The organism is Nocardia otitidiscaviarum NBRC 14405, assembly GCF_000308635.1.
Taxonomy (GTDB): Bacteria; Actinomycetota; Actinomycetes; order Mycobacteriales; family Mycobacteriaceae; genus Nocardia; species Nocardia otitidiscaviarum.
Genome location: NZ_BAGD01000097.1, coordinates 90,869 through 117,599, shown reverse-complemented (window position 1 = coordinate 117,599; position 26,731 = coordinate 90,869). Strand labels below are relative to the sequence as shown.

Genomic DNA, 26,731 nt, shown 5'->3' with positions numbered 1-26,731 from the left:
GCGATCACCGGGTCGCGGTGTCCGCGGCGGCATCCCGGCTCGGGGTGGCGTGCGTGGTGACTCCGGTGTTCACAGTAAATCGCTGACGTCGTCGGGGACGTCGACCGCGTATTTTCGCAAGGTGTCCATGGGGATCACCTCCAGGGCGTTCTCGTGGGTGGCGGCCAGGATCACGGGGGCGGCGACGCCGTCCTCGTGGGCGTGCAGCCAGCGGACGGCCACCACACACCAGCGGTCGCCGGGTTGCAGGCCGGGGAAGTTGTTCTCGGGACGCGGGGTCAGCAGGTCGTTGCCGATCGACTTCTGGTGGTCCAGGAATTCGGCGGTCACGACGGTGCACACCGTATGACTGCCCAGATCCTCGGGGCCGGTGCTACAGCAGCCGTCCCGGTAGAAGCCGGTGAGAGGATCGGTGCCACACTCCTCCAGCGGTCCCCCAAGCACATTTCGATCGGTCACGTGGCCGATCCTATTGTCTTGGTGTCGGATTCGCCGCTGCTTCGCGGGCTCGGCACGTTGTCGTCCAAACCGGTCGGTAGATGGAGCCTCCGCGCACACTCGTTCCGGCGTGTCCTCCGGTTCGTGGACCGGCCTGTGTGTTATTGCACACGCCGTCGTCCGATTCGGCATGTCGGCAGGGCTTACGGGCCGGTCGGAGTGCCCTCGACGGACAGGTGGGCGAATCGGGCGGCGGTGAACTCTCTGAAAGGATGGTGCCGTGACTGCAGACGCCTGGATTCTGATTGCCGCAATCGCCGCGGTGCTGCTGGTGGCCTTCGTCGCCGGCTTCGTGCTGTACAAGCGTCGGCGTATCTCGCTGACCCCCGACACCACCGAGACCAAGGAGGTCACGGACAAGTCGGGCGGTTACACGGCAGCGGGCGGCTTCAGTTTCAGCCAGGGCGGCGGCACGTCCACACTGCCGAAACCCACCCCGGAACCGGTGCGGCCACCGACGCCGCCGGTCGAGCGCACCGACGACGAGGGCCAGCCGCATATCGGCGACGACGCGGCGGTCCCCCGGGACGCGGCCCGGCGCGGCATCACCGACGTGCGTCTGCCGGAGCCCGAGCAGGGTCCGCAGGCTCCCCCCGCGCCCGAGTCCGAGCTCGACACGCCCGAGGCGGCCGGGACTGTCGCACCTGAGACGTCTGACGTGGCTGAGAAGGAGGCCGCGCCGGATCAGGCCACCGCGCCCGAGCGGGCCGGTGCGCCCGATACCGCCGCCGAGGCCGCGACCAGCGCTTCCGACGTCATCTCCGCACCGGCCGCGGCCGTGGAATCCCCGACCGCCACCCCCGTTCCCGAGGCCCCGGTGCAGTCCGCCCCGGTCCCCGTGGACGTCCCCGACTCCGCCCCCTCCGTGGCCGAGGCCCCGGTCGTCCCCGAGATCGAGCCCACCGCGGGCCGGCTGACCCGCCTGCGCGGGCGCCTCTCCCGCTCGCAGAACGCCATGGGCAAGTCCCTACTCGGGCTGCTCGGCGGCGGCGACCTCGACGAGGACTCCTGGGAGGAGATCGAGGACACCCTGGTGATGGCCGATCTGGGCACCGCCTCCACCGTCGCGGTGGTGGAGCGGCTGCGCGAGGAGATGGCCGCCCGCAGCGTGCGCACCACCGAGCAGGCCCGCGCCGTGCTGCGTGATGTCCTCATCGAGGCCCTGCGTCCCGAACTGGACCGGTCCATCCGTGCGCTGCCGCACGACGACCGTCCGTCGGTACTGCTGGTGGTCGGCGTGAACGGCACCGGAAAGACCACCACCACCGGCAAGTTGGCGCGGGTGCTGGTCGCCGACGGCCGCCGGGTACTGCTCGGCGCGGCCGACACCTTCCGCGCCGCCGCCGCCGACCAGCTCCAGACCTGGGGTGAGCGGGTCGGTGCCGAGACCGTGCGCGGCAAGGAGGGCGCGGATCCCGCCGCCGTCGCCTTCGACGCCGTGAGCGCCGGTATCGCGGGCGGGGTGGACGCCGTCCTGGTCGACACCGCGGGCCGGCTGCATACCAAGACCGGTCTGATGGACGAGCTGGGCAAGGTCAAGCGCGTGGTCGAGAAGAAGGCCCCGGTCGACGAGGTGCTGCTGGTGCTCGACGCCACGGTCGGCCAGAACGGGCTGACCCAGGCCCGGGTCTTCCGCGAGGTCGTCGATATCACGGGCGTGGTGCTCACCAAGCTGGACGGCACCGCCAAGGGCGGCATCGTCTTCCAGGTGCAGCACGAATTGGGCGTGCCGGTGAAACTGGTTGGTTTGGGCGAGGGGGCCGATGATCTCGCTCCGTTCGAGCCCGGCGCCTTCGTCGACGCGCTCCTCGGGTAAACCCGCCCCGACCTGGCGTGACGCCGGGAACCAACATCATCCTCACAATGTGTTCGTAACAGCCGTGCGGATCGGGAAACACGCTGGCAACAGTGCAATCTCATCCGTTCACCTAGGCGAAACGCCGAAGGATCACGGATGAAACACCGACTGAGGACCCTCGTTGCAGGCTTCGTTAGCAGTACACCGGCGAGGCCCGAGATGAGGAGGACAAGGTGGTGGATCCCGTAATCCTGGCGGGCGCTGAAATCGGCGCGCCCGACACAGGTGACACGGCCTGGATGCTGACAAGCGCGGCCCTCGTGCTGTTGATGACCCCCGGGCTCGCGTTCTTCTACGGCGGCATGGTCCGTAGCAAGAACGTGCTCAACATGATCATGATGAGTATCAGCGCCATGGGCATCGTCACGGTGCTGTGGGTGCTGTACGGCTACTCGGCCGCATTCGGCACGGACAAGGGCAGCCTGCTCGGCGACCCCGCCGAATACTTCGGCCTACGGACCCTGATGTCCGGCTTCGGTGAGGAATCGGCCGGGGTGCCGCTGGTCGGCACCGTGCCCGCGACCGTGTTCGTGGCGTTCCAGCTCATGTTCGCGATCATCACCGTGGCCCTGATCTCGGGTGCGGTCGCCGACCGGATGAAGTTCGGCGCCTGGATCCTGTTCGCCGCGGTCTGGGTGACCGTCGTCTACTTCCCGGTCGCGCACTGGGTCTGGGGTGGCGGCTGGATCATGGAGAAGGTCAAGGCCATCGACTTCGCCGGTGGTACCGCCGTGCACATCAACTCCGGTGCCGCGGCGCTGGCGCTGGCGATCATCCTCGGCAAGCGCAAGGGCTGGCCGCAGACGCCGTTCCGCCCGCACAACCTGCCCTTCGTCATGCTCGGCGCCGGTCTGCTGTGGTTCGGCTGGTTCGGCTTCAACGCCGGTTCTGCGGTCGGGGCCAACGGAGTCGCCGGTGTAACCTTCGTCACAACGGTCGTCGCCACCGCCGCGGCCATGCTGGCCTGGTTGCTGGTGGAGAAGATCCGCGACGGCAAGCCCACCTCGCTGGGCGCGGCCTCCGGCATCGTCGCGGGCCTGGTGGCCATCACCCCGGCCTGTGCCTCGGTGAACATCGTCGGTGCGCTGGTGGTCGGCGCGGTGGCGGGCGCGATCTGCGCGCTGGCCGTCAGCCTCAAGTTCAAGTTCGGCTATGACGACTCCCTCGACGTGGTGGGCATCCACCTGGTCGGCGGTGTGATCGGCACCGTGCTGGTCGGCTTCGTCGGCACCGCCGATGCGCCCACCGCTGTCGACGGCCTGTTCTACGGTGGTGGTGTCGACCAGCTGTGGCGGCAGATCGTGGGTGCGGTCGCGGTGCTGGCCTACTCCTTCGTGGTCGCCGCCGTCATCGCCTTCGCGATCAAGGCCACCATCGGCCTGCGGGCCGACGCGGAAGCCGAGTCCGCGGGCATGGACGAGTCGGAGCACGCGGAAACGGCATACGATTTCGCTGCTGTGGGTGGCACGACACGTACCACCGCCGTCAAGGAGGCATGACGCATGAAACTGATCACCGCAATCGTCAAACCGTTCACCCTCGAGGACGTCAAGTCCGGGCTCGAGCAGGCCGGCGTGCTGGGCATGACGGTCAGCGAGGTCCAGGGTTACGGGCGACAGAAGGGCCACACCGAGGTCTACCGCGGTGCGGAGTACTCCGTGGATTTCGTCCCGAAGGTTCGGGTCGAGGTGGTCGTGGACGACGCCTCCGTGGAGAAAGTCGTCGAGGTCATCGTGGAGGCCGCGCGCACCGGCAAGATCGGTGACGGCAAGGTCTGGGTGACCCCCGTCGAGTCGGTCATCCGGGTTCGCACCGGCGAGCGCGGCTCCGACGCGCTGTAAGCGGACAGCAGCTCGAGCGGCGGCCCCGCTCCCGCCGGACCGGTGGGAACGGGGCCGCACTCATGTGGCGGGTCGGCACGCCGACGCGCGGCGGCAGGACAACTGAGATGGGTGGTGTGGTCGTGGGTTTCGAGCGAGCGCGAAACGAACAGGTCGCGGGTGGTGTGGTCGCCAACGGGGCGTCGGATCTGGTCCGTGCCCGCGATCAACTGCTCGGGGAGGCGGGCAGGAACGCGGGCGGCGGTGCGCGCACCCCGCGCCTGGACTCCGAGGCGCTGCGCCAGGCGCTGGTCGACCTGTTCGAATTGTGGTTGACCACCAAGGGTTCCGAGGTCGGCATCACTCCCGACAGCGGCCTGGCGGTGGTGGCGGTGGGCGGCCTGGGTCGCCGCGAGATGCTGCCGTACTCGGATCTGGATCTGGTGCTGCTCTATGACGACGTCGATCCGCAGCGCGTCGCCGAGGTGGCCGATCAGCTCTGGTATCCGCTGTGGGACGCCCACATCAAACTCGACCACAGCGTGCGCACCGTCCCGCAGGCGCTGCGGGTGGCCGCCGACGATCTGACCGCCGCGCTCGGCATGCTGGAGGCGCGGCATATCGTCGGCGACCAGGCGCTGAGCGATCTGCTCGTCAACGGGGTGCGCCGAGATTGGCGCAGCGGTATCCGCTCCCGCTTCGACGGTCTGCTCGAGCAGGCCGAAACCCGCTGGCGCCGCAGCGGGGAGATCGCGCACCGCGCCGAACCCGATCTCAAGAACGGCCGCGGCGGACTGCGCGATATCCAACTGCTCGACGCCCTCGCCATCGCCCAGCTGACCGACGCCATGCCGGGGCTCGGTCCGGACGTACCGGGCGGCGGGCTCGAACTCGCGCACCGGCGGCTGCTGGACGTGCGCACCGAATTGCATCGGGTGGCCGGGCGCGGGCGTGATCAGCTGCGCGCCCAGGACGCCGACGAGATCGGCGCGGCGTTGCGCATCGGCGACCGCTTCGATCTGGCCCGCACCCTGTCGGACGCGGCGCGCACGGTGAGCTACTCCGTCGATGTCGGGCTGCGCACCGCGGCCAACGCCCTGCCGCGGCGCGGACTCGCCCGGCTGCGCCGCATGCCGGTACGGCGACCACTCGATGAGGGGGTGGTCGAACACGCCGGTGAGGTGGTGCTGGCCCGCGATGCCCGTCCGCAACGCGATCCCGGACTGATCCTGCGGGTGGCGGCGGCCGCCGCGCAGACCGGGCTGCCCATGTCGGCCACCACGCTCAACCGGTTGTCCGAGGACGCGCCGGAACTACGGGAACCGTGGCCCAAGGAAGCGCTCAACGATCTGCTGGTGCTGTTGGGCTCGGGGCGCAACGCGGTGGACGCCATCGAGGCGCTGGATCGAACGGGCCTGTGGGGCAGGTTGTTTCCGGAGTGGGGTGTGGTGCGGGATCTGCCGCCGCGCGACGCCATCCACACCTGGACCGTGGACCGGCACCTGGTGGAGGTGGTGGTGCGGGCCAGCGCGCTGTCGACGCGGGTGTCCCGTCCGGACCTGCTGCTGCTCGGCGCGCTGCTGCATGACCTGGGCAAGGGCCGTCCCGAGGACCACAGCGTGGTGGGCGCGGAACTGGCCACCCAGATCGGTCGGCGGCTGGGGCTGTGGCCCTCCGATGTGCGGACGCTGTCGGCCATCGTGCGTCACCACCTGCTGCTGCCCGAGACCGCCACCCGCCGCGATCTCGACGATCCGAACACGGTGCTCACGGTGGTGAAAGCACTCGACGGTGACGCGCAGCTGCTGGAACTGCTGCACGCGCTCGCCGAGGCGGACGCGCTGGCCACCGGACCGGGTGTATGGAGCGACTGGAAGGCGTCGCTCATCGCGGAGCTGGTGCGCCGCTGCCGCCTGTCCATGGCGGGGGAGGAGCTGCCGGAACCGGATCCGATTCCGGCGGAGCTGGTCGCCAAGGCCGAGGCGGGCGGGGTGCACGTGGACCTGCGCGCGGGGGACGGGCGCTACACCCATGTGGTCACGGTCGTGGCCCCCGATACGCCCGGGCTGCTGTCGGACGCGGCGGGCGTGCTGGCCGTGCATTCACTGCGGGTGCTGTCGGCCTCGCTGGGCGGGGCCGGGGAATCGGCCATCGACACCTTCGTGGTGGCGCCCCGATTCGGGGATCCGCCGGATCCCGGTCTGCTGCGCCAGGAATTGATCCGGGCCCGCAACGGCGATTTGGATCTGGCGGGCGTGCTGGCGCGCAAGGAACGCGAGGCGGGCGGGGTGCAGCGCAGTCCCTACGCGCAGGCCGAGCCGCGGATCATCTGGTCCGAAACGGCCGATCCGGGACGGGTGCTGCTGGAATTGCGCGCCGAGGACAGAATCGGATTGCTCAGCCGATTGGCGGGTGCGCTGGCCCGGGTGGGCGCTAATGTGCTCTGGGCGAAAGCGGTGACCCTCGGCGCGGCCGTGGTGGACGTATTCTGCCTGGATCTGGGCCCGGGGGACACGCCGCAGCGGCGGGCGGAGATCGCGGCGGCGCTGCTCGCGGTGGTGCCGCCGCAGCAACCGAAGAAATCGCCCGAATCGGACACGGAAATGGGTTCCGGCAGAGTTTTCTGACCAGTCGCCATGTAGTTGGATTAACTGGCAAACCCTGCGTTTGCCAGTTAATCCGATCGTTGCGTGCAATTTGCTGGAATAGGTATGGGTACCCCGTTCCGCACCTTAATATCCCCCTCTAGAGAAAGCTATCGCGAGCATGAGGGGAGCAGTCGGTGGCAATTGAAGTGGTGTCGGCGTCAATGATGACGTCGGACTTGACCCAGCACATCGCGCGCTGTGTCGGCGGCGACCGCTGGGTCGTTTCCTGGTTGCCCGGACGCACCCTCACCGGACAGCAGGCGGTGACCGCCATGACCATCGCCTCGACCGTCGCCGTCCAGCCGCCCACCGAGGCCGAATGGGCGCTGCTGGACGGACTCGCCCTCGAACTCGGCCTCACCGCGCGCGAGGCGGTGGGCATGGTGGTGCAGGAGAACCACGACCTGTGCCGCCCCGCCACGGCCGCGCGCCGCAACCTGGAATAACCCTTCTCCGCCGGTCCCACTACCCTGGTACCCGAGTGACGTCCCTCGAGATCAGGAGCGCGATCGGTGTTCGAATCCCTGTCCGACCGGTTGGCCGGTGCCCTCAAGGACCTTCGTGGCAAAGGGCGACTGTCACCGGCCGATATCGACGCGACCGCGCGCGAGATCCGGCTGGCACTGCTCGAGGCCGACGTCGCGCTGCCCGTGGTGCGCGGTTTCATCGCCAAGGTCAAGGAACGCGCCAAGGGCGCGGAGGTCTCCGCGGCGCTGAACCCGGCCCAGCAGGTCGTCAAGATCGTCAACGAGGAACTGGTCAATATCCTCGGCGGCGAGACCCGGCGGCTGCGGTTCGCCAAGAACCCGCCGACCGTCATCATGCTGGCCGGTCTCCAGGGCGCCGGTAAGACCACGCTCGCGGGCAAGCTCGCCAAATGGCTGAAGGGTCAGGGGCATCAGCCGCTGCTGGTGGCCTGCGACCTCCAGCGTCCGGGCGCCGTCACCCAGCTCCAGGTCGTCGGCGAGCGGGCCGGTGTGCCGGTCTTCGCACCGCATCCGGGCACCTCCATCGGCGGTGGCGACAACCCGCTCGGGATCACCGCCGCCGATCCGGTGCAGGTGGCGCAGGCCGGTATCACCGAGGCGAAGCAGAAGCAGTACGACGTGGTCATCGTCGACACCGCGGGCCGCCTCGGCATCGACGCCGAACTCATGGCGCAGGCCGCGGGCATCCGCGACGCGGTGCAGCCCGACGAGACCCTGTTCGTGCTCGACGCCATGATCGGTCAGGACGCGGTCACCACCGCCGAGGCGTTCCGCGACGGCGTCGGATTCACCGGCGTGGTGCTCACCAAGCTCGACGGCGACGCCCGCGGCGGTGCGGCGCTGTCGGTGCGCGAGATCACCGGCCAGCCCATCCTTTTCGCCTCCACCGGTGAGAAGCTCGAGGACTTCGACGTCTTCCATCCGGACCGCATGTCCAGCCGCATTCTCGGCATGGGCGATCTGCTCACCCTGATCGAGCAGGCCGAACAGGTCTACGACCAGAAGCAGGCCGAGGAGGCCGCCCGCAAGATCGGCTCCGGTGAGCTCACCCTCGAGGACTTCCTCGACCAGATGCTCGCCATCCGCAAGATGGGGCCGATCGGCAACCTGCTCGGCATGCTGCCGGGCGCGGGTCAGATGAAGGACGTCCTGGCCCAGGTCGACGACAAGCAGCTCGACCGCGTCCAAGCCATCATCCGCGGTATGACGCCCGCCGAACGCGATAACCCCAAGATCATCAACGCTTCCCGCCGCCTGCGCATCGCCAACGGCTCCGGCGTCTCGGTCTCCGAGGTCAATCAGCTCGTCGACCGCTTCTTCGAGGCCAAGAAGATGATGGGCATGATGAGCCGCCAGTTCGGCCTGCCCGGCTCCCGCGGTGGCGGCGGCAAGGGCAAGAAGGGGAAGAAGGGCAAGAAGGGCGGCCGCGGACCGACTCCGCCGAAGGTCAAGGGCGGCTTCCCCGGCATGCCGGGCCTGCCCGGCGGTATGCCCGCGGGTATGCCCGATGTGTCGAACATGCCCGCCGGGCTGAACGAATTGCCGCCGGGGCTGGAGGGTTTCGATCTGTCGAAGCTGAAGTTCCCGAAGAACTGAGGGCTCTCGACAGGAGGTCGGCATGCGGCTGCGGGGCGTGGTGCTGCCGGACGGGGAGGTTCGTGAGCTGTGGGTGCGCGACGGGCGCATCGCGGCCGAACCGGTGCCCGGGGTCGAAACCCTGTGTGAGAGCGGCTGGATCGTGCCCGGACTGGTGGATGCGCACTGCCATGTGGGCATCCGCTACGGCGGCGGCCACGAGGATCACGACGGGGCCGTGGCCCAGGCCGAGATCGAACGCGATGCGGGGGCGCTGCTGCTCCGCGACGCGGGATCCCCGATCGACACCCGCTTCCTGGACGAGCGCGCGGATCTGCCGGAGATCATTCGCGCGGGCCGCCATATCGCCCGGCCCAAGCGCTATATCCGCGAACTCGGCATCGAACTCGACGACGAGCGCGACCTGCCCGAGATCGTCGCCGAGCAGGCCCGGCGCGGCGACGGGTGGGTCAAGATCGTGGGTGACTGGATCGACCGTTCCGTCGGTGACCTGCGGCCGCTGTGGAGCGACGCCATCCTGAAGGCGGCCATCGACGCCGCGCATCGGGAGGGGGCCCGGGTCACCGCGCATGTGTTCGGCGAGGACGCCCTCTACGGCTTGCTGGACGCCGGAATCGACTGCATCGAACACGGCACCGGGCTCACCGACGACACCATCGCGTCGATGGCGGCCCACGGCACCGCACTGGTGCCGACCCTCGTCAATATCGACACCTTCCCCGGAATCGCCGACAGCGCAACCAAATTCCCCACCTACGCCGCCCATATGCGCGACCTGCACCGCCGCTCCCGCGACACCGTGGCCAAGGCGCACGACGCCGGAATCCCCATCTACACCGGCACCGACGCGGGCGGTTCCATTCGGCACGGCCGCATCGCCGACGAGATCACCGCCCTCATGCACGCGGGCCTGTCACCGCACGACGCCCTGGGCGCGTCCTCCTGGAATGCCCGTGCCTGGCTCGGTCGTCCCGGTATCGAACCCGGAGCCCCGGCCGACCTCGTCGTCTACGAGCGGGACCCGCGTACCAATCCGGAAGTCCTCGCCCACCCGACCTGGGTGGTCCTGCGCGGCCGGGTCTACGCCCGTCACACGCCGGTCACCGGCCACCGCTGAGCCGGAAATCTCCGGAATCCGCCACGAACCAGAAGTGAATCATTCATGCTTCACATGTTTGTGTAGCTCCAACCTGATGAGGTGAACACCGTGGGTTCCGTGGAAGGCCTGCTCACGGCCGTACTGGCCGGTTTGATAGTGAAATTCCTGACCGGCAGCGCCGACTGACGATGCCGCACCCGCAGCCCATCGCGGTCGCCGACCCGGTGGGCTGCCCGTGGTCACCTCCGTAGTCGACGGCGGGCGGCCGCGCGGATCGTAGAGTGATGCGCGGGGCGCCGGCGAGGCCGATTTCCGCGGCGTCCGCGGTGTCTGGCAGAATGGACGACCGTCCTCATCGAGGACAGTGTCAGCCCGTCTCCGGTTACGTACCGCGCGGCGGTCACAACACTCAACGCAAAACCGGGTCCACCCTCGGGTGGGCTGCTGAATTGCGGCCGTGACCACTTCAGGCTGTCCTTCGGGGCTGCCGAAAAACGAAAGGCGCAGCACATGGCTGTTCGCATCAAGCTGACCCGTCTGGGCAAGATCCGCAACCCGCAGTACCGCGTCGTCATCGCCGACGCGCGTACCCGCCGTGACGGCCGGGCCATCGAGAACGTCGGCAAGTACCACCCGAAGGAAGAGCCCTCGCTCATCGAGATCGATTCCGAGCGCGTGCAGTACTGGCTGAGCGTCGGCGCGCAGCCGACCGAGCCGGTGAAGCGGCTGCTGGAGATCACCGGTGACTGGCAGAAGTTCAAGGGCCTGCCGGGTGCCGAGGGCACCCTCAAGGTGAAGGCCGCCAAGCCGTCCAAGCTGGACCTGTTCAACGCCGCGCTGGCCGCCGCCGACAACGAGCCGGTCACCGAGGCCGTCACCCCGAAGAAGAAGGCCGCCAAGAAGGACGAGGCCGCCGAGGCCGAGGCCGCCACCGAGGCTGCCGAGTAATGAGTGCCGTTGTCGCCGATGCCGTCGAGCACCTGGTGCGCGGCATCGTCGCCAATCCCGACGACGTCCACGTCGAGCTGATCACCAGCCGACGTGGCCGGACCGTCGAGGTGCACGTGCATCCGGACGATCTGGGCAAGGTGATCGGCCGCGGCGGACGCACCGCGACCGCGCTGCGCACCCTGGTCGCCGGGATCGGCGGTAAGGGCATCCGCGTCGACGTTGTCGACACGGATCAGTAGATGGAACTGGTCGTCGGGCGGGTCGCCAAATCGCACGGGGTGCGTGGCGAACTCGTCGTGGAAGTCCGCACCGACGAACCGGAGCTGCGGTTCGCGCCCGGCAATGTGTTGAAAGGCCGGCTGCCGCGGGCGACGGCGACCCAGGAGTACGTGGTGGAGTCGGCCCGGGAGCACTCGGGCCGGCTCCTGCTGCGTCTGGTGGGCGTGGACGACCGCACGGCGTCGGATGCGTTGCGCGGCACGCTGTTCGTGGTGGACACCGCCGATCTGCCGCCCTCGGCGGATCCGGACGAGTTCTACGATCACGAACTCGAGGGGCTCACCGCGACCCTCACCGACGGCACCGTCGTCGGCACCGTGGCCGAGGTGCTGCACTCCGCCGCCGGAGAACTGCTGTCGATCAAGGCGTCCGAGGCGTTCCCGCCCGCGGGCCGGGAGATCCTGGTGCCGTTCGTCACCGCCATCGTGCCGACGGTGTCGGTGGCCGAGGGCCGGATCGTCCTCGACCCGCCCGAAGGGCTGCTGGACGCGGAGTGAGCGCCATGCGTATCGACGTCGTCACCATCTTCCCCGAATATCTGGAGCCCCTGCGAACGGCCTTGCTGGGCAAGGCGGTCGAGAAGGGCATCCTCGAGGTCGGCGTGCACGATCTGCGCGACTGGACGCACGACGTGCACAAGGCCGTGGACGATTCGCCCTACGGCGGCGGCCCCGGCATGGTCATGAAACCCGTGGTGTGGGGTGACGCGCTGGACGCGGTGTGCCCGGACGACGCGCTGCTCGTGGTCCCCACCCCGGCCGGGGTGCCGTTCACCCAGGCGACCGCCCGAAGATGGTCCGCCGAAAAGCATCTCGTCTTCGCCTGCGGCCGCTACGAGGGCATCGACCAGCGTGTGTTCGACGACGCCGCCCGCCGGGTGCGGGTCGAAGAGGTGAGCATCGGCGACTACGTGCTGATCGGCGGCGAGGCCGCGGTTCTCGTGATGACCGAGGCCGTCGTCCGCCTCGTTCCGGGCGTCCTGGGCAATCAGCAGTCCCACGAACAGGATTCGTTCTCCGACGGCCTGCTCGAAGGGCCCAGCTACACCCGCCCGGTCTCCTGGCGCGGTCTGGACGTCCCGGACGTCCTGCTCTCGGGCAATCACGCCAAGATCGACGCCTGGCGTCGCGAACAATCGTTGCGGCGCACCCGGGAACGCCGCCCCGATCTGCTGCCGCCGGACTGACTCGTCGCCGCGCCGTGCCGTCGGCTCGCGGATTCGGCCCACCGGTTTCGCGTGCCGCCACGGCGCTTCGGGAGTGGCACCTCGACGCGGCGTCACCCGCCGCGGGTAGTGTCTGCGGGCGTGACGACAGCCTCCGAAACCGTCAACGCAGACAGCACCGGAACTCCGAGCACCGTCGGGCTGGCGAGCGTGAGCCGCCGGATCGCCGATGAGCTAGGGGTGCGGGACGAGCAGGTGCGTGCCGCAGTCGAACTACTCGACGGCGGATCGACCGTGCCGTTCGTCGCGCGCTACCGCAAGGAGGTCACCGGCGGACTCGACGACGCCCAGCTGCGGCAGCTCGACGAACGCCTGCACTACCTGCGCGAACTCGACGAGCGCCGGGCGTCGATCATCGAATCCATTCGCGGCCAGGGCAAATTGGACGCCGAGCTGCACGCGCAGCTCATGCTCGCCGAGACCAAGGCGCGGCTCGAGGACATCTACCTGCCGTACAAGCCCAAGCGGCGCACCAAGGCGCAGATCGCCCGCGAGGCCGGGCACGAGCCGGTGGCCGACGCGCTGCTGACCGACCCGACCACCGACCCCGCCCAGTACACCGCCGAACAGCTCGACGGCGCCCGCGCCATCCTGGTGGAACGCTTCGCCGAGGATGCCGACCTGGTCGGTGAACTGCGTGAACTCATGTGGAGCCGGGGACAGATCACCTCCACCGTGCGCGCGGGCAAGGAGGAGGCGGGCGCGAAGTTCGCCGATTACTTCGACTTCAGCGAGCCGTTCGAGAAGCTGCCCTCGCACCGGATCCTGGCGCTGCTGCGCGGGGAGAAGGAAGAGGTGCTCACCCTGCATCTCGAACCCGATGCGGAAGAGCCCGCCCCCGGCGAACGCACCATCTACGAGGGCCGGATCGCGCTCGAGTTCGGCATCGCCGATCAGGGCCGCGCCGCCGACTCCTGGCTGCTGGACACCGTGCGGTGGGCGTGGCGCACCAAGCTCCAGGTGAGCCTGGGCATCGACACCCGGATGCGGTTGCGGCAGTCCGCCGAACGCGACGCCGTGGACGTGTTCGCCGCCAACCTGCGCGATCTGCTGCTGGCCGCGCCCGCGGGCACCCGCACCACCATGGGTCTGGATCCGGGCTACCGCACCGGCGTCAAGGTGGCCGTGGTGGACGGCACCGGCAAGGTGGTCGCCACCGAGGTCATCTACCCGCACAAGCCGCAGGGGCAGACCGAGAAGTCCCTGGCGGTGCTGGGCGCACTGGTCGCCCGCTTCGGGGTGGAGCTCATCGCCATCGGCAACGGCACCGCCTCCCGGGAGACCGATGCGCTTGCCGCCGAACTGATCTCGCGCATTCCGGAGAACAAGCCCACCAAGATCGTGGTGTCCGAGGCGGGCGCGTCGGTGTACTCGGCGTCGGCGTACGCCACCCAGGAGCTGCCGGATCTGGATGTGTCGCTGCGCGGTGCGGTCTCCATCGCCCGCCGTCTCCAGGATCCGCTGGCCGAGCTGGTGAAGATCGACCCCAAATCCATCGGCGTCGGTCAGTACCAGCACGACGTGTCCGAAACCCTGCTGGCCCGGTCGCTCGGCGCGGTGGTCGAGGACGCGGTGAACGCGGTCGGCGTGGATGTCAACACGGCGTCGGTGCCGCTGCTGTCGCGGGTCTCCGGTATCGCCGGCTCGCTGGCGGAAAGCATTGTGGCCCACCGCGATCAGAACGGCCCGTTCCGCAGCCGGGCCGCGCTCAAGGACGTGCCGCGCCTGGGCCCCAAGGCGTTCGAGCAGTGCGCGGGCTTCCTGCGCATCCGCGGCGGCGAGGATCCGCTCGACACCTCCGCGGTGCACCCGGAGGCGTACCCGGTGGTGCGGCGCATCCTCGACTCCACCGGTCGCGGTATGGCCGAGCTGATCGGCAACACCACGGTGCTGCGCGCACTGCGGCCCGCCGAGTTCACCGATGAGAAGTTCGGTGTCCCCACCGTCACCGACATCATCGCCGAACTCGAGAAGCCCGGCCGCGATCCGCGCCCGGAGTTCAAGACCGCCGAATTCGCCGCCGGTATCGAGAAGGTCGCCGATCTGAAGCCGGGCATGGTGCTCGAGGGCGTCGTCACCAATGTCGCCGCCTTCGGCGCGTTCGTCGACGTCGGCGTGCATCAGGACGGTCTGGTGCACGTCTCGGCCATGTCGCACAATTTCGTCAAGGATCCGCGCGAGGTCGTCAAATCCGGTGACGTGGTGAAGGTCAAGGTGCTCGAGGTGGATGTGCAGCGCCAGCGCATCGGCCTGTCGCTGCGCCTCGACGACGAGCCGGGTCAGGCCAAGCAGGCCGACGGCGGCCGTCCGCGCGGCCAGGGCCAGCGCGGCTCGAACGGCGGCGGACGTCCGCAGCAGCGCGGCGGCCAGGGCGGCAATCGCGGTGGTCAGGGGCGCGGCGGTCAGGACCGCCGCAACCAGCCCGCGCCGAGCGGCGCCATGGCGGATGCCCTGCGCCGCGCGGGATTCGGCAAGTAGGAGACACCGGGGTAGACGGTCGGCGGACCGAGGGCCGCGGTCGCCGCTCCGGGTGTCGAACGGCACACGGGAGCGGCGACCGCCGCGAGTGGCGCTCGCGCGGCCACCATCCGTCGCATCCGTATGGGCAGCCGGGTCCGCAGTACCGCCCTACGGCCACACGGGATCACCGCAGCATCCCGGCTACCGCGGCGGTGGCTGAGCGGATCGCGCCCGCGTCGTCGGCCGCATCCGCGTTGCTGGCCGGTGGCTCGCGACCGCTGCACAATGGGCAGGGCGGTCCGGTGCTCGGCGGCCGAACGGATCGTGACGACGGCGCGTACCGTCGGCGGCCGCACAGGCGGGCACGGAGCGGAGAGTCAGCGGGCTGATGGACGAAATGCGGCGGTGGCTCGATGATGTCGTGATCCCGAACGGACGATTGCCGCTGCTGTGCCTGCTGTTCGGCTTCATTCTCGGATTCGTGCTGATCCGCGTCAGCGTCCGGTTGATCCGGGCGAAGGTGCGGTGGTGGCCGGGGAACGTGCGGGCGGGGGACACCCATATCCACCACATGGTGTTCGGCGTGATCATGGTGCTGGCCTCCGGGGTCGGCCTGGTCACCATGTACGAGAGCGGTGTCGGCACCATCAGCGCGCTGGCGGCGGTGTTCGGCGTGGGGGCGGCGCTGGTGCTGGACGAGTTCGCGCTCATCTACTACCTGCGCGACGTGTACTGGGAGGAGCAGGGGCGCACCTCCGTGGACGCGGTCTTCGTGGCCGTGGCGGTGACCGGGCTGCTGCTGCTCGGCTTCCATCCGCTGTGGCTGCTGGATCTCAACGATGTCCGGCACGAGCCGGATACGGCGGCGCGGGTGCTGGTCGGCGTGTTCGCCATCACGAATCTGCTGCTCGCGGCCATCGTCATTGCCAAGGGGAAGATCTGGACCGGTCTGTTCGGCATGTTCTTCCCGCCGCTGCTGGTCATCGGCTGGCTGCGCCTGGCCCGCCCCGGATCACCGTGGGCGCGCTGGCGCTACGGGTCCCGTCCGAGGACCATGCGGCGCGCCATCATTCGCGAGCGGCGATACCGGCGGCCGGTCATCCAGGCCAAGATCTTCGTGCAGGATCTCATCGCCGGGAAGCCGGATCTCGTCCATGTGCGGCAGGCCACCGAGGAGGAGTTGGAGCACACGGTGCTCCCGGCCCCGTCCGCGCCGCCGCCGACGCATCGGCTCGGTAGCCGGAAGGTCGCCGACTGAGCTGCCGGACCGCGGCCGGTGCAGCGCGCCGATATCGGTGACGAAGGCGACCCGATTACCGGGGCGGCCCGACCATCTGGCACAATGCTCAGGTTGCCTTGGGCGCATCGCGCCCGACGCACCGCCCAATTATCCGGAGTACGAACCGGTCGAGCGCAACCAGTGCCGCCAGGTTCCTCTGCTCGCGCGAACTTCCCAAAGGACGGACATGAACACCCTCGACTTCGTCGACGAAAAGTCGCTGCGCAGCGATATCCCCGAGTTCCGCCCGGGTGACACCGTGAATGTGCACGTGAAGGTCATCGAAGGCAACAAGGAGCGCATCCAGGTCTTCAAGGGCGTCGTCATCCGGCGTCAGAACGGCGGCATCCGCGAGACCTTCACCGTGCGCAAGGTGTCGTTCGGTGTCGGCGTGGAGCGCACCTTCCCGGTGCACAGCCCCAACCTCGACAAGATCGAGGTCGTGACCCGCGGTGACGTGCGTCGCGCCAAGCTGTACTACCTGCGCGACCTGCGCGGCAAGGCCGCCAAGATCAAGGAAAAGCGCTGAAGTAGCTTTCCCGAGCAGCCGCAACGGCGCTCACCGGAACTGCCGAGTAGCCCGGCACCGCACGGTTAGTCGCGGTGCCGGGCTACTCTGTTCCGCGTGGCAGACGAGAGCGACTCGGTGAACCTTTCCTCCGACGACGGCCAGCCCAGGAGCCGGTCGTCGCGGAAGGGAAAGAAGGAGAAGAAGCAGCGGCCGTTCTGGCAGGAACTGCCGCTGCTCATCGGTATCGCGGCCATCATCGCCGCCGTGGTCGTGACCTTCATCGGTCGCCCCTACGTCATTCCCTCGCAGTCCATGGAGCCGACCCTGCACGGCCGCAACGGCACCGGCGACCGCATCTACGTGCAGAAGCTGAGCTACTACTGGAGCGATCCCCAGCCCGGTGACGTAGTGGTCTTCGTCGGGCCGACCGACTCGTGGAACCAGCACTATCGGTCGATCCGCTCCGAGAACACCGTGGTGCGCGGGGTGCAGAACTTCTTCTCCATCTTCGGCCTGGTGCCGCCGGATGAGAACGACCTGGTCAAGCGGGTGATCGCGGTCGGCGGGCAGACCGTGCAGTGCTGTGACGACCAGGGCCGGGTGATCGTGGACGGCAAGCCGCTGGACGAGCCGTACGCGCAGTACCTGTACCCGTATGTGCCCGGTCTGCCGTACGGCCGCCAGAACCCCCAGGGGCGGGAATTCGGACCCGTCACCGTGCCGGAGGGCAACCTGTGGGTCATGGGCGACAACCGCAACGAGTCGGCCGACTCCCGCGCCCATATGGACGACGAACTGGACGGCACCGTGCCGATCGACGATGTGCGCGGCAAGGCGGTGGTCAAGATCTGGCCCCTGAGCCATATCGGACTGATCCGGTCGCAGAACCCCCAGACCAACTGAACACGGAGAGATAATCGACCGGTGGGGACTTCGGGCAATGGCGCGGCCCAGGGCGCCGCGCGCGACGGTGTGCGCAGGTCCGCCGCTGCACGGGCCGGTGGCGGGGCGACTTCCAAGAACGCGAAGGCGCAGAGCGGCAAGAAGATTCGCTGGGAGGGCGGTGACTGGCCGCCGCGGGTGGTGATGCGCCGGGCCGGTGGGCTACGCACCCTCGAATCGGCGTTGATCCGCGGTGGCCTGGGTCCGGTCGCCGGGGTGGACGAGGCCGGGCGCGGCCCCTCCGCCGGACCGCTGGTGGTCGCCGCCTGCCTGCTCCCGCCCAAACCGCTGCCCGCGTTGGCCGGACTCGACGACTCGAAGAAGCTCACCGAAGCGGTGCGGGAGGAGCTGTTCCCGGTCATCCAGCGGGTGGCGCTGGCATGGCGGGTGGTGGTGATCCCGGCCTGGGAGATCGACGCCATCGGCATCCACGTGGCGAATATCGAGGGCATGCGGCGCGCGGTGGCCGGATTGGATCCCGCGCCCGGGTACGTGCTCTCCGACGGGTTCCGGGTCCCCGGCCTGCCCGTACCCTCGCTGCCGGTGATCGGCGGCGACGCCTCGGCGGCCTGTATCGCGGCGGCGAGTGTGCTGGCCAAGGTCACGCGCGACCGCATGATGGTGGAATTGGACGGGCAGTTCCCGGGGTACGGTTTCGCCGCCCACAAGGGCTACAACACCACCGAGCACACCGAGGCGCTGAACCGGCTCGGCCCCACGTCCGAGCACCGTCGATCGTGGCGAAACGTACGAGAGACCGGCCGGGTGGCTACCGATACCGCGTATGCGGGATGATGTTCTGATAAGCCAGTGTGGCCAGTGTGGCGAGAAGGAGGATTTTCCACCCGATGAGCGCCGAGGATCTCGAGAAGTACGAAACCGAGATGGAACTCTCGCTGTACCGCGAGTACAAGGACATCGTCGGCCAGTTCTCGTACGTGGTGGAGACCGAGCGCCGCTTCTACCTCGCCAACTCGGTCGAGTTGCGGCCGCAGAACGCGGACGGCGAGGTGTACTTCGAGGTGCGGATGTCCGATGCGTGGGTCTGGGATATGTACCGGCCCGCCCGCTTCGTGAAGCATGTTCGAGTCATCACCTTCAAGGACGTGAATATCGAAGAGCTGGAGAAACCCGACCTGCGGCTGCCTGAGTAGGCGGTCCGGAGGCCCGGTTGTCCACAACCCGGCCGGATATCCCCAGACTTTCTGTTCTCCCAGCTCAGCGTGGGCGGGACCATCGCGGTCCCGCCCACGCTGGTCGTATGGCACAGAATCCGCTGGCACAGCATCCAGCGCTCGAGGGCGCACATACACCGGTACTGCTCCCGGACGGTGGTCCGCCGACTGCCGGTCCGCCGACCGCCGGTCTGCCGGGTGCGGTCCCGCCGGGTGGCGGGCTGCCAGAGGGTGGTTTGCCGGGTGGCATTCCGCCGGGCGGTGGAGCGTGCGGTCAGGGTTCAGGCGGTGGGCCGCACAATCAGGTGCTGGGTGCGCGCGGGGAGGAGCTGGCGGCGCGGTATCTGCGGGCCGCGGGTATGGAGGTGCTCGCTCGCAACTGGCGGTGCCGTTACGGCGAACTCGACCTCATCGTGCGCGATGCGGAGGTCACGGCCTTCGTCGAGGTGAAGACGCGGAGCGGTGTCGGGTTCGGGCTGCCTGCCGAGGCGGTGACCTTCACCAAGCAGCGGCGCATCCGGCAGCTGGCGCTGCTGTGGTTGCGGGAGCAGACCGGGCCGTGGCTGCGCATCCGTTTCGACGTGGTCTCCGTGCTGCTGCCGCCCGGCGGGGAACCGGAGATCACACATCTGCCGGGGGTGTTCTGATGCCGCTGGGGCGGGCGTATTCGGTGGCGGTGGCGGGGGTGGACGGGCAGCTGGTCGAGATCGAGGCCGATATCGGGCAGGGGCTGCCGTCCCTGCACCTCGTGGGGCGGCCGGACACCACCTTGCAGGAGTCACGGGATCGGGTGCGGGCGGCGGTCACCAACTCGGGGGAGCGGTGGCCCGACGGGCGCGTGGTGCTCGCGCTGTCACCGGCGACGCTGCCCAAGGTCGGCAGCGTGTACGACCTGGCGCTGGCCACGGCGGTGCTCGATGCGGCGGGCGCGGTGCCGGTCGACCGGCTCGCCAAGGCAGTGCTGCTGGGTGAGTTGGCCCTCGACGGTCGGGTGCGCCGGGTGCGGGGCGTACTGCCCGCCGTACTGGCCGCGCGCACGGCCGGACGGTCCACGGTGGTGGTGCCCATGGCGGCCCTGCCCGAGGCCGGACTGGTGGACGGCATCGAGGTCTTGGGTGCACCCACCCTGCGCGCGCTGCTGGACTGGCTGCGAGGCGACGGCGATCTGTTCGCCCCCGACCGCGTGCAGCCCGCACCGACCTGGACCGGTGGTGATCTCACCGAGGTGGTCGGTCAGGACGAGGCGCGGTGGGCGCTGGAGGTGGCCGCCGCGGGCGGGCACCATCTGCTGCTCACCGGCCCGCCCGGCATTGGCAAAACCATGCTGGCCCAGCGACTTCCGGGGCTGCTGCCGCCGCTGAGCGAACGTGAGTCGCTCGAGGTGACGGCCATTCACTCGGTGGCGGGCACACTGTCCGGCAACCACCCACTGATCACGGTCGCCCCCTTCGTCGCGCCGCATCATTCGTCATCGGTGAGCGCCATGGTGGGTGGCGGCTCACCCTCGGCCCGGCCCGGGGCGGTCAGCCGGGCGCACCGCGGCATTCTCTTCCTCGATGAGTGCGCGGAGGTTTCCAAGGCTGTATTGGAAGCTCTCCGAACGCCTTTGGAAGAAGGCGAGGTGCGCATCGCGCGACGCGACGGGGTCGCGCGCTTCCCCGCGCGGTTCCAGCTGATCCTGGCCGCCAACCCGTGTCCGTGCGCACCGGCCCGCGATATCGACTGCATCTGCGCCCCCTTGGCCCGTCGCCGCTACCTGGGCAAACTGTCCGGCCCGCTGATGGACCGCATCGATCTCTGGGTGCAGATGCACGCGCAGGCGGCGGGTGCGTTCAGCGGCGAGAAGGCCGAGAGCAGTGAAACCGTGCGCGCCCGCGTCACCGCCGCCCGCGAGGTCGCGGCCAACCGCTGGAAGGCGGTCGGCTGGTCGCTCAATGCCGAAGTGCCGGGACATGTGCTGCGGCAACGCTTCCGGTTGCCACGCGAGGCGCTGGCACCGGTGGAGAACGCGCTCAAACACGGCCGAATGTCCGCACGCGGTGCGGACCGCGCCATCCGCGTCGCCTGGACCATCTGCGACCTGCGCGGCGGCGAGGTGCCCACCGCGCAGGATGTATTGCAGGCATTGACCTTTCGGCAGCGGGGGACATCATGAGCGAGCCGCAGCCTGCATCACGTCCCACGCCGTGTGCGTTGCCGCTGCCTGGACCGCCTCCCACACCGTGTTCGACGCCGACGCCGATGTCTGTACCGATGCCGGATTCGGATGCGTGTGCGTCTGCCTCTGCGTCTGGATGTGCGGCCGCTGGGGTAGGGGCGTGCGCGGGTGGCACGGATGCGGGTCCGACCGAACCAGATACAGGGTCAGCCGCTTCCGGTTCGGGTACGGCCGACCCGGGCACCGATACGGGTGCGTGGCAGACTCGCGCGCCGGATGGTCGGGATACCGCGCTCCGCCGCCAGCGGGACACCTCCGATACCGACGTGGCCAGTGCGGCAAGCGAGTTGCGCACGAGAGTCACAGCGAGCACGAGCGGTGTGGCGGGTGCGAGTGGCGTGGTGAGCATGAGCGGCGTGGCGGGTGCGAGTGGCGTGGTGAGCACGAACGGCGTGGCGGGTGCCACGGGAGTGCAGGGTGGGTTGGGCGCGGCGCGGGAGGCGGGGGTGTCCGGTGCGGTGAGCGCAAGCGCTGCGGTGGGTGGAACCGACGTTGCTGGCGTGCCGTTGAGCACCGAAACCGTTGTACCTTACGTTGATTCGGAGGCCCGTCGGTTGGCGTGGGTGTACCTGTCTCGGGTTGTCGAAGGGCCGTGTGCGCCGCTCTCGGCGCTGATCGAATCGGTCGGAGTGGTGGAGGCCGCGCGGGCGGTGCGGGAGTGCGCGTTACCGGACACGCTGCGGGGCCCGACCGAGTCGCGGAGGGGAATCGACAGGGCCGAACGGGATCTGGAGCTCATGGAGCGGATCGGTGGACGGGTAGTGACGCCCGATGACGCCGAATGGCCCGCGTGGCGGGTGCTGGGATTGAGCCAGCTCGATCCGGGTGCGGACGAGGGCGGCGCGGTGCCGCTGGTGCTGTGGGTGCGCGGGCCGCGGTCGTTGGCGGAGTGCACGGAGCAGGCGGTGGCAGTGGTCGGCGCGCGGTGCAGCACCGGATACGGGAACCAGGTCACGGGCGAGATCGCCGGTGAGCTGGCCGCTCGTGGGTGGACGATCGTCTCCGGTGCCGCCTTCGGCATCGACGGCATGGCGCATCGGGCGGCGCTCGCGGCCGGGGGCGTCACGGTCGCGGTCCTGGCATGCGGGGTCGACCGCCCGTACCCCGTACAGCACGACCGGCTGCTCGCCGAGATCGCCGACACCGGGCTGGTGATCAGCGAGTACCCGCCGGGCGTCACCGCCCGCAAGCACTACTTCCTCGCCCGAAACCGGCTGATAGCCGCCCTCGCAGACGGTGTGGTGGTGGTCGAGGCCGGGCTGCGCAGCGGCGCCCGCAACACCGTGAAGTGGGCGCGCCGCCTGAGCCGCCCCGCCCTCGCAGTCCCCGGTCCGGTGACCTCGGCGGCCTCGGTCGGCTGCCATCGCATGATCCGCGAGGGCGAGGCCCTGCTCACCACCGGCGCGGAGGACATCGTCGACGAGGTGGGCACATTCCGGCTCTCCCTGCCGGGCAGTGTCCCGCCGAACCCGGAGGACAACCTGGCCGGCGACGAAGCCGCCGTCTACACGGCCCTGCCGACAACCGGATCCCGCCTGCCCCGCCTGCTGGCCGAGCACGCCGGACTATCCGTGCCCGCCGTCCGCGCCGCCCTGTGCGCCCTGGAACTCGCCGGTCTGGTGTCCTGCGACGGGAACGGCTGGTACCGACTCGCCGCCGCCGCGCGGCCGTGAACATACCGGTCACGCCGTGGTTCGGCGGTCCACTGTCCCTGCCGTCGCGGCTGATCCGATCAACTACGCCCGTGTCGTCCACGGTCGTGTCGCCCGTGTCGCCCACGGTCGTGTCGCCCGCGTGCGCGTGCCCGCCGCGTACGCGTGCTCCACCGCAGTGACGTACCAGTCGCCGATGATCCCCTCGTTAGTCTGCTGTGCTACCGGCGAATACGAAGCCTGGCAGGACACCCTCGAGCCGGACGGGTTCACCCCGGAGGACTTGCGCGACGCCGTCTACGGTGTATTGATCGCGCGGTGGGCCGGATGTTTGGCGGAGTGCGGAGCCGGAAGCCGACGGCGTCGGGACCGGCCGTCGCGCCCGTCGTGCTCGTGGTGCATGATGCCGCCGAACGTGGTGCCGGAGCGGCCCGACAGGAACCGGACAGTTGAGAATCGGCCGCGTCACGGTCGGCCGACGGGGTGCCACGGCACTCGCAGCGTCGCACGGCCGAAGGCCGCTGGCTTCGCGGCTGGTGGTCGGCGTAGCGCTGTGCTGCTTCGCGCCGCCGCGTGGTCCGGTGGCGCGTCGCTTGCGGGAGTGGCCGGGGGAGGGGGAATCATGGGGGTATGAGTGGTCTGCCCGAGGATTTGGATGCGTTGCTGGTGGAATACGGGCGGCATCTGCGGTTGGGGCGGAACCGGTCGGAGCATACGGCGCGAGCCTATGTGGGGGATGCGCGGTCGCTGCTGGAGCATTTGGTGCAGCGGTCGGCCGACTCCGGGGTGGGGGAGGTGGACGTGGCGCTGTTGCGGTCGTGGTTGAGCGCGCAGGCGGCCAAGGGGGCGGCGCGGACCACCATGGCGCGGCGGGCGTCCTCGGCGCGGACGTTCACCGCCTGGCTGACGCATACGGGGCGATTGGCGGTCGATCCGGGGCCGCGGCTGGGGTCGGCGCGCGCACATCGGGTGCTGCCCGCCGTCCTGGGGCGCGAGCAGGCGCGGTCGGCCATGGATGCGGCGGAATCCGGTGCGGCGCAGGAGGATCCGCTCGCACTGCGGGACCGGCTGATCGTGGAGTTGCTGTACGCCACCGGAATTCGGGTGGGTGAGCTGTGCGGGCTGGACGTCGACGACGTCGATCGGGAGCGTCGACTGGTGCGGGTGCTGGGCAAGGGCAACAAGGAGCGGTCGGTGCCCTTCGGCGGCCCGGCGGACACCGCCCTGGAGAACTGGTTGCGGCGGGGGCGCCCCGCCCTGGCCACCGCCGATTCCGGCCGTGCCCTGCTGCTCGGCCGCCGTGGCCGCCGCATCGACCAGCGCCAGGCCAGAACCGTTGTGCACGAGGTGATCTCGGCCATCCCCGGGGCTCCCGACATGGGGCCGCACGGCCTGCGGCACACCGCCGCCACCCATCTGCTGGAGGGCGGCGCGGATCTGCGTGTCGTCCAGGAACTCCTCGGCCACGCGAGTATGGCCACCACGCAGCTCTACACCCACGTCTCCATCGACCGTCTGAAGAAGGTGCACGACCAAGCTCACCCGCGCGCCTGAGGGCGCTGTGATCCATCCCTCACCGTCGTATCGCGACTGTATCGGCGAACTATCGTCAGCCAGGCGTACAGTTTGTTAGGTAATCCTAATACGGAGGTGATTCACTTGGCTCGTCCCGCACGTCCTCGGACGAAACTCGTCGTCCAGAGCACCAACCGGCTCACCGACCACCTGATTCGCGTACACCTCGGCGGTCCCGAATTCGCCACGTTCCAGCCCAACGATTTCACCGACGCCTACGTCAAACTGCTGTTTCCGGGCGAGGACGGCGAAACCATGCGCACCTATACCGTGCGCTCGGTCGACCCCCAGGCCCAGCAGATCGCCATCGACTTCGTCTACCACGGCAATGAGGGTGTGGCCGGACCCTGGGCGGCGACCGCCCGCCCCGGCGACGTCATCGAGATGTTCGGTCCCGGCGGCGCGTACGCCCCGCGCCCCGACGCCGACTGGCATCTGCTGGCCGGTGACGAATCCGCCCTGCCCGCCATCGCGGCGGCCTGCGCGGCCATGCCCGCCTCGGCCGTGGGCCGGGTCTTCGTTGAAATCGCCGGTCCCACCGACGAACTCGACTTCGAACGCCCCGACGGCGTCCGCCTCACCTGGATCCACCGAGGGACGGCCGCACCCGGGGAGAAGCTGGTGGCGGCCGTGCGCGCGGAGCCGTGGCTCGACGGGCAGGTGCAGGTGTTCATCCACGGCGAGGCCCAGGCGGTCATGCACCAGCTGCGGCCCTATATCCGCAAGGAACGCGGCATCTCCGCGGAGTGGGCATCCTCCATCTCCGGCTACTGGCGGCGCGGCCGCACCGAAGAGGGCTTCCGTCAGTGGAAGTCCGATCTGGCCGAGCGCGAACAGGCCGAGGCCGCCGCGGCTCGATAGGAACGCTCGCGTCGGTTGCGGTACGTTAGCTGAAGGTAGTGCAGTCGTACCTGACCGGAATGTGTGAACACCGAGTCGAAAGGGTTTGCGATGGCCGACCAACTCGATCCCGTGGTGCGGCGGTTCGTCGACGCGCTCAATGCGGGCGACCGCGATGCCTTCTACGGGGTGCTGACCGCCGACGCGACCATGTCCGACGACGGGTCCGACCGCGATCTACGGCAGTGGACCGCGAGCGAGATCTTCGATACCGCCGGACGGATGGACATCCAGTCGGTGAGCGAAGGCGGGCGGGCGCTGGTCGCCGACTACTCCAACAGCCGCTGGGGCGCCATGCGTACCGCCTGGCGGTTCGAGGTGGACGGTGACAAGATCAGCCGATTCGAGACCGGTCAGGCCTGACCGGGGCGGACGGCATCGATGTACCGACCCGCTATGTAGCGCTGGATGATTCGCACCGCCGGGCCACCCAGCCGGGTGTACCAGGTGTCGGGCCGGGAGAACGCCGCGACCACGCCGTACACCGACTCGTCGGCCGGGTCGTACTCGACGGCGAACAGCTCCTCCCCGCACTCCGGATGGCCGGGCAGGGTGCCGTAGGCGAAGCCGAGCCGGTTCGGTTCCGCCAGCACATAGACGACCTGGCACGGCGCGACGATGGCGACCGGGCCGGCCCCGAGCCGGACCGTGAGCCGCGTCCCCACCTCGGCGACCGGCGTACTCGCCTCCCGGAAGATCCCGGTACCCCGCTGCATGCGATACGCCCGAATGTCCGCACCCGCCCGCTCGAACAGCTCCCGCCCGGACCCGATCCGGCTGCGAATCCGGAAATGATGGTAGCCGGACGGGAACTCACCCTTGGTCGCACCGACCTCGGGATAGGTGAACGGGGTGGGGACGGGACGGATCGACATGGCTCCATCCTGCTGTCGGCAATGGCGGCGGGCCAATGCGGCAGGGAAGCTATGTCACTCGCCACCGTGGCCGAATTCCGTACCTGCCGCGCGGCGCTCCGGTGCCGAGACGGATCGCTGGCCGCCACCTCGCTGGCCGCCACTGCCCTCGTCGGCCGCCCCGGACCCGTACACCGGCAGCTGTAGGTCGCTCGCTGCGGGAGCACGAACAGACGCCTGCTCGCAGCGGACTCGCCGACGGGTGCTCCGACATCGGCTCGGCGGCCGGGGGAGACTGGTGCCATGAGTCACCCCACCCCCGTGGACGACGACGAACAAGAGGTGGACTACCGCTTCACACTCGCCAATGAGCGCACCTTTCTGGCTTGGATGCGGACGGCTTTGGGATTGCTGGCGGGCGGTGTGGCGGTGCACGAGTTGGTGCGACCGTTCCGGCATCACGGGCTGCGCACGGCGGTGGGAATGAGCTGCATAGTGCTCGCGATCGCCATCGCGGTGGGCGCGTACGGGCGCTGGCGGCAGGTGACGGCCGCCATGCGGCGCGGCGATCCGCTGCCGCGCACGGTCATGGTGCCCATCCTGTCGGCGGGCATCGCCGTCATCTCGGTGCTGTCGGGTATCGGAATGCTGTTGTCGTGAGCGGAGTTCCGACGACCGAACAGGGCCTTCAGGCGGAGCGGAC

27 protein-coding genes are annotated in these 26,731 nt (G+C 69.5%); 25 read left to right on the top strand and 2 right to left on the bottom strand.

Going from position 1 to position 26,731, the window contains the following annotated elements; genetic code table 11:
• Window positions 1–69: 69 nt before the first annotated feature.
• Entirely contained in the window at window positions 70–459 is a 390-nt protein-coding gene (locus tag ON31_RS21255) for a DUF2237 family protein (RefSeq protein ID WP_029930042.1), read from the bottom strand.
• 259 nt (window positions 460–718) lie between these two features.
• Here ON31_RS21255 and ftsY point away from each other — a divergent pair, with 259 nt between their 5' ends.
• From ftsY to ON31_RS21140, 23 genes are all read left to right on the top strand, one after another.
• Window positions 719–2,314 carry a signal recognition particle-docking protein FtsY gene (ftsY, locus tag ON31_RS21250; RefSeq protein WP_039816103.1) on the top strand — a complete coding sequence of 532 codons (1,596 nt, stop codon included), beginning with the start codon at window positions 719–721 and terminating at the stop codon, window positions 2,312–2,314.
• A gap of 281 nt (window positions 2,315–2,595) precedes the next feature.
• Window positions 2,596–3,855 carry an ammonium transporter gene (locus ON31_RS21245; protein WP_051037559.1) on the top strand — a complete coding sequence of 420 codons (1,260 nt, stop codon included), beginning with the start codon at window positions 2,596–2,598 and terminating at the stop codon, window positions 3,853–3,855.
• A 3-nt stretch (window positions 3,856–3,858) separates the two neighbouring features.
• The gene (locus tag ON31_RS21240; RefSeq protein ID WP_029930039.1) at window positions 3,859–4,197 is read left to right on the top strand and encodes a P-II family nitrogen regulator; all 339 of its coding nucleotides are present in this window, start codon (window positions 3,859–3,861) and stop codon (window positions 4,195–4,197) included.
• Window positions 4,198–4,304: 107 nt separating this feature from the next.
• Window positions 4,305–6,803: a [protein-PII] uridylyltransferase gene (locus tag ON31_RS21235; protein WP_051037558.1), complete on the top strand. Its 2,499-nt coding sequence runs from the start codon at window positions 4,305–4,307 to the stop codon at window positions 6,801–6,803.
• Window positions 6,804–7,000: 197 nt separating this feature from the next.
• Entirely contained in the window at window positions 7,001–7,270 is a 270-nt protein-coding gene (locus ON31_RS21230) for a hypothetical protein (RefSeq protein WP_425326096.1), read from the top strand.
• A gap of 66 nt (window positions 7,271–7,336) precedes the next feature.
• Window positions 7,337–8,908, top strand: coding sequence for a signal recognition particle protein (gene ffh / locus ON31_RS21225; RefSeq protein WP_039816099.1), 1,572 nt, complete (start codon window positions 7,337–7,339; stop codon window positions 8,906–8,908).
• A gap of 22 nt (window positions 8,909–8,930) precedes the next feature.
• Window positions 8,931–10,025: an amidohydrolase family protein gene (locus tag ON31_RS21220; protein WP_039816097.1), complete on the top strand. Its 1,095-nt coding sequence runs from the start codon at window positions 8,931–8,933 to the stop codon at window positions 10,023–10,025.
• 492 nt (window positions 10,026–10,517) lie between these two features.
• Window positions 10,518–10,955 (top strand): 30S ribosomal protein S16, encoded by a 438-nt coding sequence (rpsP, locus tag ON31_RS21215; protein ID WP_029930033.1) that lies wholly within the window; start codon window positions 10,518–10,520, stop codon window positions 10,953–10,955.
• Window positions 10,955–11,197, top strand: a complete 243-nt coding sequence (locus tag ON31_RS21210) for an RNA-binding protein (RefSeq protein WP_029930032.1) — start codon at window positions 10,955–10,957, stop codon at window positions 11,195–11,197. The genes rpsP and ON31_RS21210 overlap by 1 nt, the downstream gene beginning before the upstream one ends.
• Window positions 11,198–11,734, top strand: a complete 537-nt coding sequence (gene rimM / locus ON31_RS21205; RefSeq protein WP_039816094.1) for a ribosome maturation factor RimM — start codon at window positions 11,198–11,200, stop codon at window positions 11,732–11,734.
• A 5-nt stretch (window positions 11,735–11,739) separates the two neighbouring features.
• Entirely contained in the window at window positions 11,740–12,423 is a 684-nt protein-coding gene (trmD, locus tag ON31_RS21200) for a tRNA (guanosine(37)-N1)-methyltransferase TrmD (RefSeq protein ID WP_039816346.1), read from the top strand.
• Between the two features lie 120 nt (window positions 12,424–12,543).
• Window positions 12,544–14,940, top strand: coding sequence for a Tex family protein (locus ON31_RS21195; protein ID WP_051037556.1), 2,397 nt, complete (start codon window positions 12,544–12,546; stop codon window positions 14,938–14,940).
• 379 nt (window positions 14,941–15,319) lie between these two features.
• The gene (locus ON31_RS21190) at window positions 15,320–16,180 is read left to right on the top strand and encodes a hypothetical protein (RefSeq protein ID WP_039816343.1); all 861 of its coding nucleotides are present in this window, start codon (window positions 15,320–15,322) and stop codon (window positions 16,178–16,180) included.
• A 208-nt stretch (window positions 16,181–16,388) separates the two neighbouring features.
• Window positions 16,389–16,730 (top strand): 50S ribosomal protein L19, encoded by a 342-nt coding sequence (rplS, locus tag ON31_RS21185; protein ID WP_029930025.1) that lies wholly within the window; start codon window positions 16,389–16,391, stop codon window positions 16,728–16,730.
• 96 nt (window positions 16,731–16,826) lie between these two features.
• Entirely contained in the window at window positions 16,827–17,615 is a 789-nt protein-coding gene (gene lepB, locus ON31_RS21180; protein ID WP_039816093.1) for a signal peptidase I, read from the top strand.
• A gap of 144 nt (window positions 17,616–17,759) precedes the next feature.
• Complete coding sequence (locus ON31_RS21175; RefSeq protein ID WP_255222201.1) at window positions 17,760–18,449, top strand: ribonuclease HII; 690 nt, start codon at window positions 17,760–17,762, stop codon at window positions 18,447–18,449.
• A 53-nt stretch (window positions 18,450–18,502) separates the two neighbouring features.
• On the top strand, window positions 18,503–18,808 hold the full coding sequence (locus tag ON31_RS21170; RefSeq protein WP_011210678.1) for a DUF2469 domain-containing protein: 306 nt from the start codon (window positions 18,503–18,505) through the stop codon (window positions 18,806–18,808).
• A gap of 269 nt (window positions 18,809–19,077) precedes the next feature.
• Window positions 19,078–19,476, top strand: a complete 399-nt coding sequence (locus ON31_RS35745) for a YraN family protein (protein WP_085996466.1) — start codon at window positions 19,078–19,080, stop codon at window positions 19,474–19,476.
• On the top strand, window positions 19,476–20,984 hold the full coding sequence (locus ON31_RS21160; protein WP_029930017.1) for a YifB family Mg chelatase-like AAA ATPase: 1,509 nt from the start codon (window positions 19,476–19,478) through the stop codon (window positions 20,982–20,984). Before ON31_RS35745 ends, ON31_RS21160 begins: the two co-directional genes overlap by 1 nt.
• Before the next feature lie 617 nt (window positions 20,985–21,601).
• Window positions 21,602–22,720: a DNA-processing protein DprA gene (gene dprA / locus ON31_RS21155; RefSeq protein WP_039816092.1), complete on the top strand. Its 1,119-nt coding sequence runs from the start codon at window positions 21,602–21,604 to the stop codon at window positions 22,718–22,720.
• A 609-nt stretch (window positions 22,721–23,329) separates the two neighbouring features.
• On the top strand, window positions 23,330–24,253 hold the full coding sequence (locus ON31_RS21150) for a tyrosine recombinase XerC (protein WP_029930013.1): 924 nt from the start codon (window positions 23,330–23,332) through the stop codon (window positions 24,251–24,253).
• Window positions 24,254–24,358: 105 nt separating this feature from the next.
• Window positions 24,359–25,135, top strand: coding sequence for a siderophore-interacting protein (locus ON31_RS21145; RefSeq protein ID WP_039816336.1), 777 nt, complete (start codon window positions 24,359–24,361; stop codon window positions 25,133–25,135).
• 90 nt (window positions 25,136–25,225) lie between these two features.
• The gene (locus ON31_RS21140) at window positions 25,226–25,537 is read left to right on the top strand and encodes a nuclear transport factor 2 family protein (protein ID WP_029930010.1); all 312 of its coding nucleotides are present in this window, start codon (window positions 25,226–25,228) and stop codon (window positions 25,535–25,537) included.
• Here the strand turns inward: ON31_RS21140 and ON31_RS21135 are convergent.
• Window positions 25,528–26,049 (bottom strand): DUF1990 domain-containing protein, encoded by a 522-nt coding sequence (locus tag ON31_RS21135; protein ID WP_039816090.1) that lies wholly within the window; start codon window positions 26,047–26,049, stop codon window positions 25,528–25,530. The genes ON31_RS21140 and ON31_RS21135 overlap by 10 nt on opposite strands.
• Before the next feature lie 51 nt (window positions 26,050–26,100).
• Here ON31_RS21135 and ON31_RS38085 point away from each other — a divergent pair, with 51 nt between their 5' ends.
• Both ON31_RS38085 and ON31_RS21130 read left to right on the top strand, forming a co-directional pair.
• Entirely contained in the window at window positions 26,101–26,235 is a 135-nt protein-coding gene (locus ON31_RS38085; protein ID WP_255222191.1) for a hypothetical protein, read from the top strand.
• Window positions 26,236–26,331: 96 nt separating this feature from the next.
• Entirely contained in the window at window positions 26,332–26,688 is a 357-nt protein-coding gene (locus ON31_RS21130) for a YidH family protein (protein ID WP_029930006.1), read from the top strand.
• Window positions 26,689–26,731: the final 43 nt, after the last annotated feature.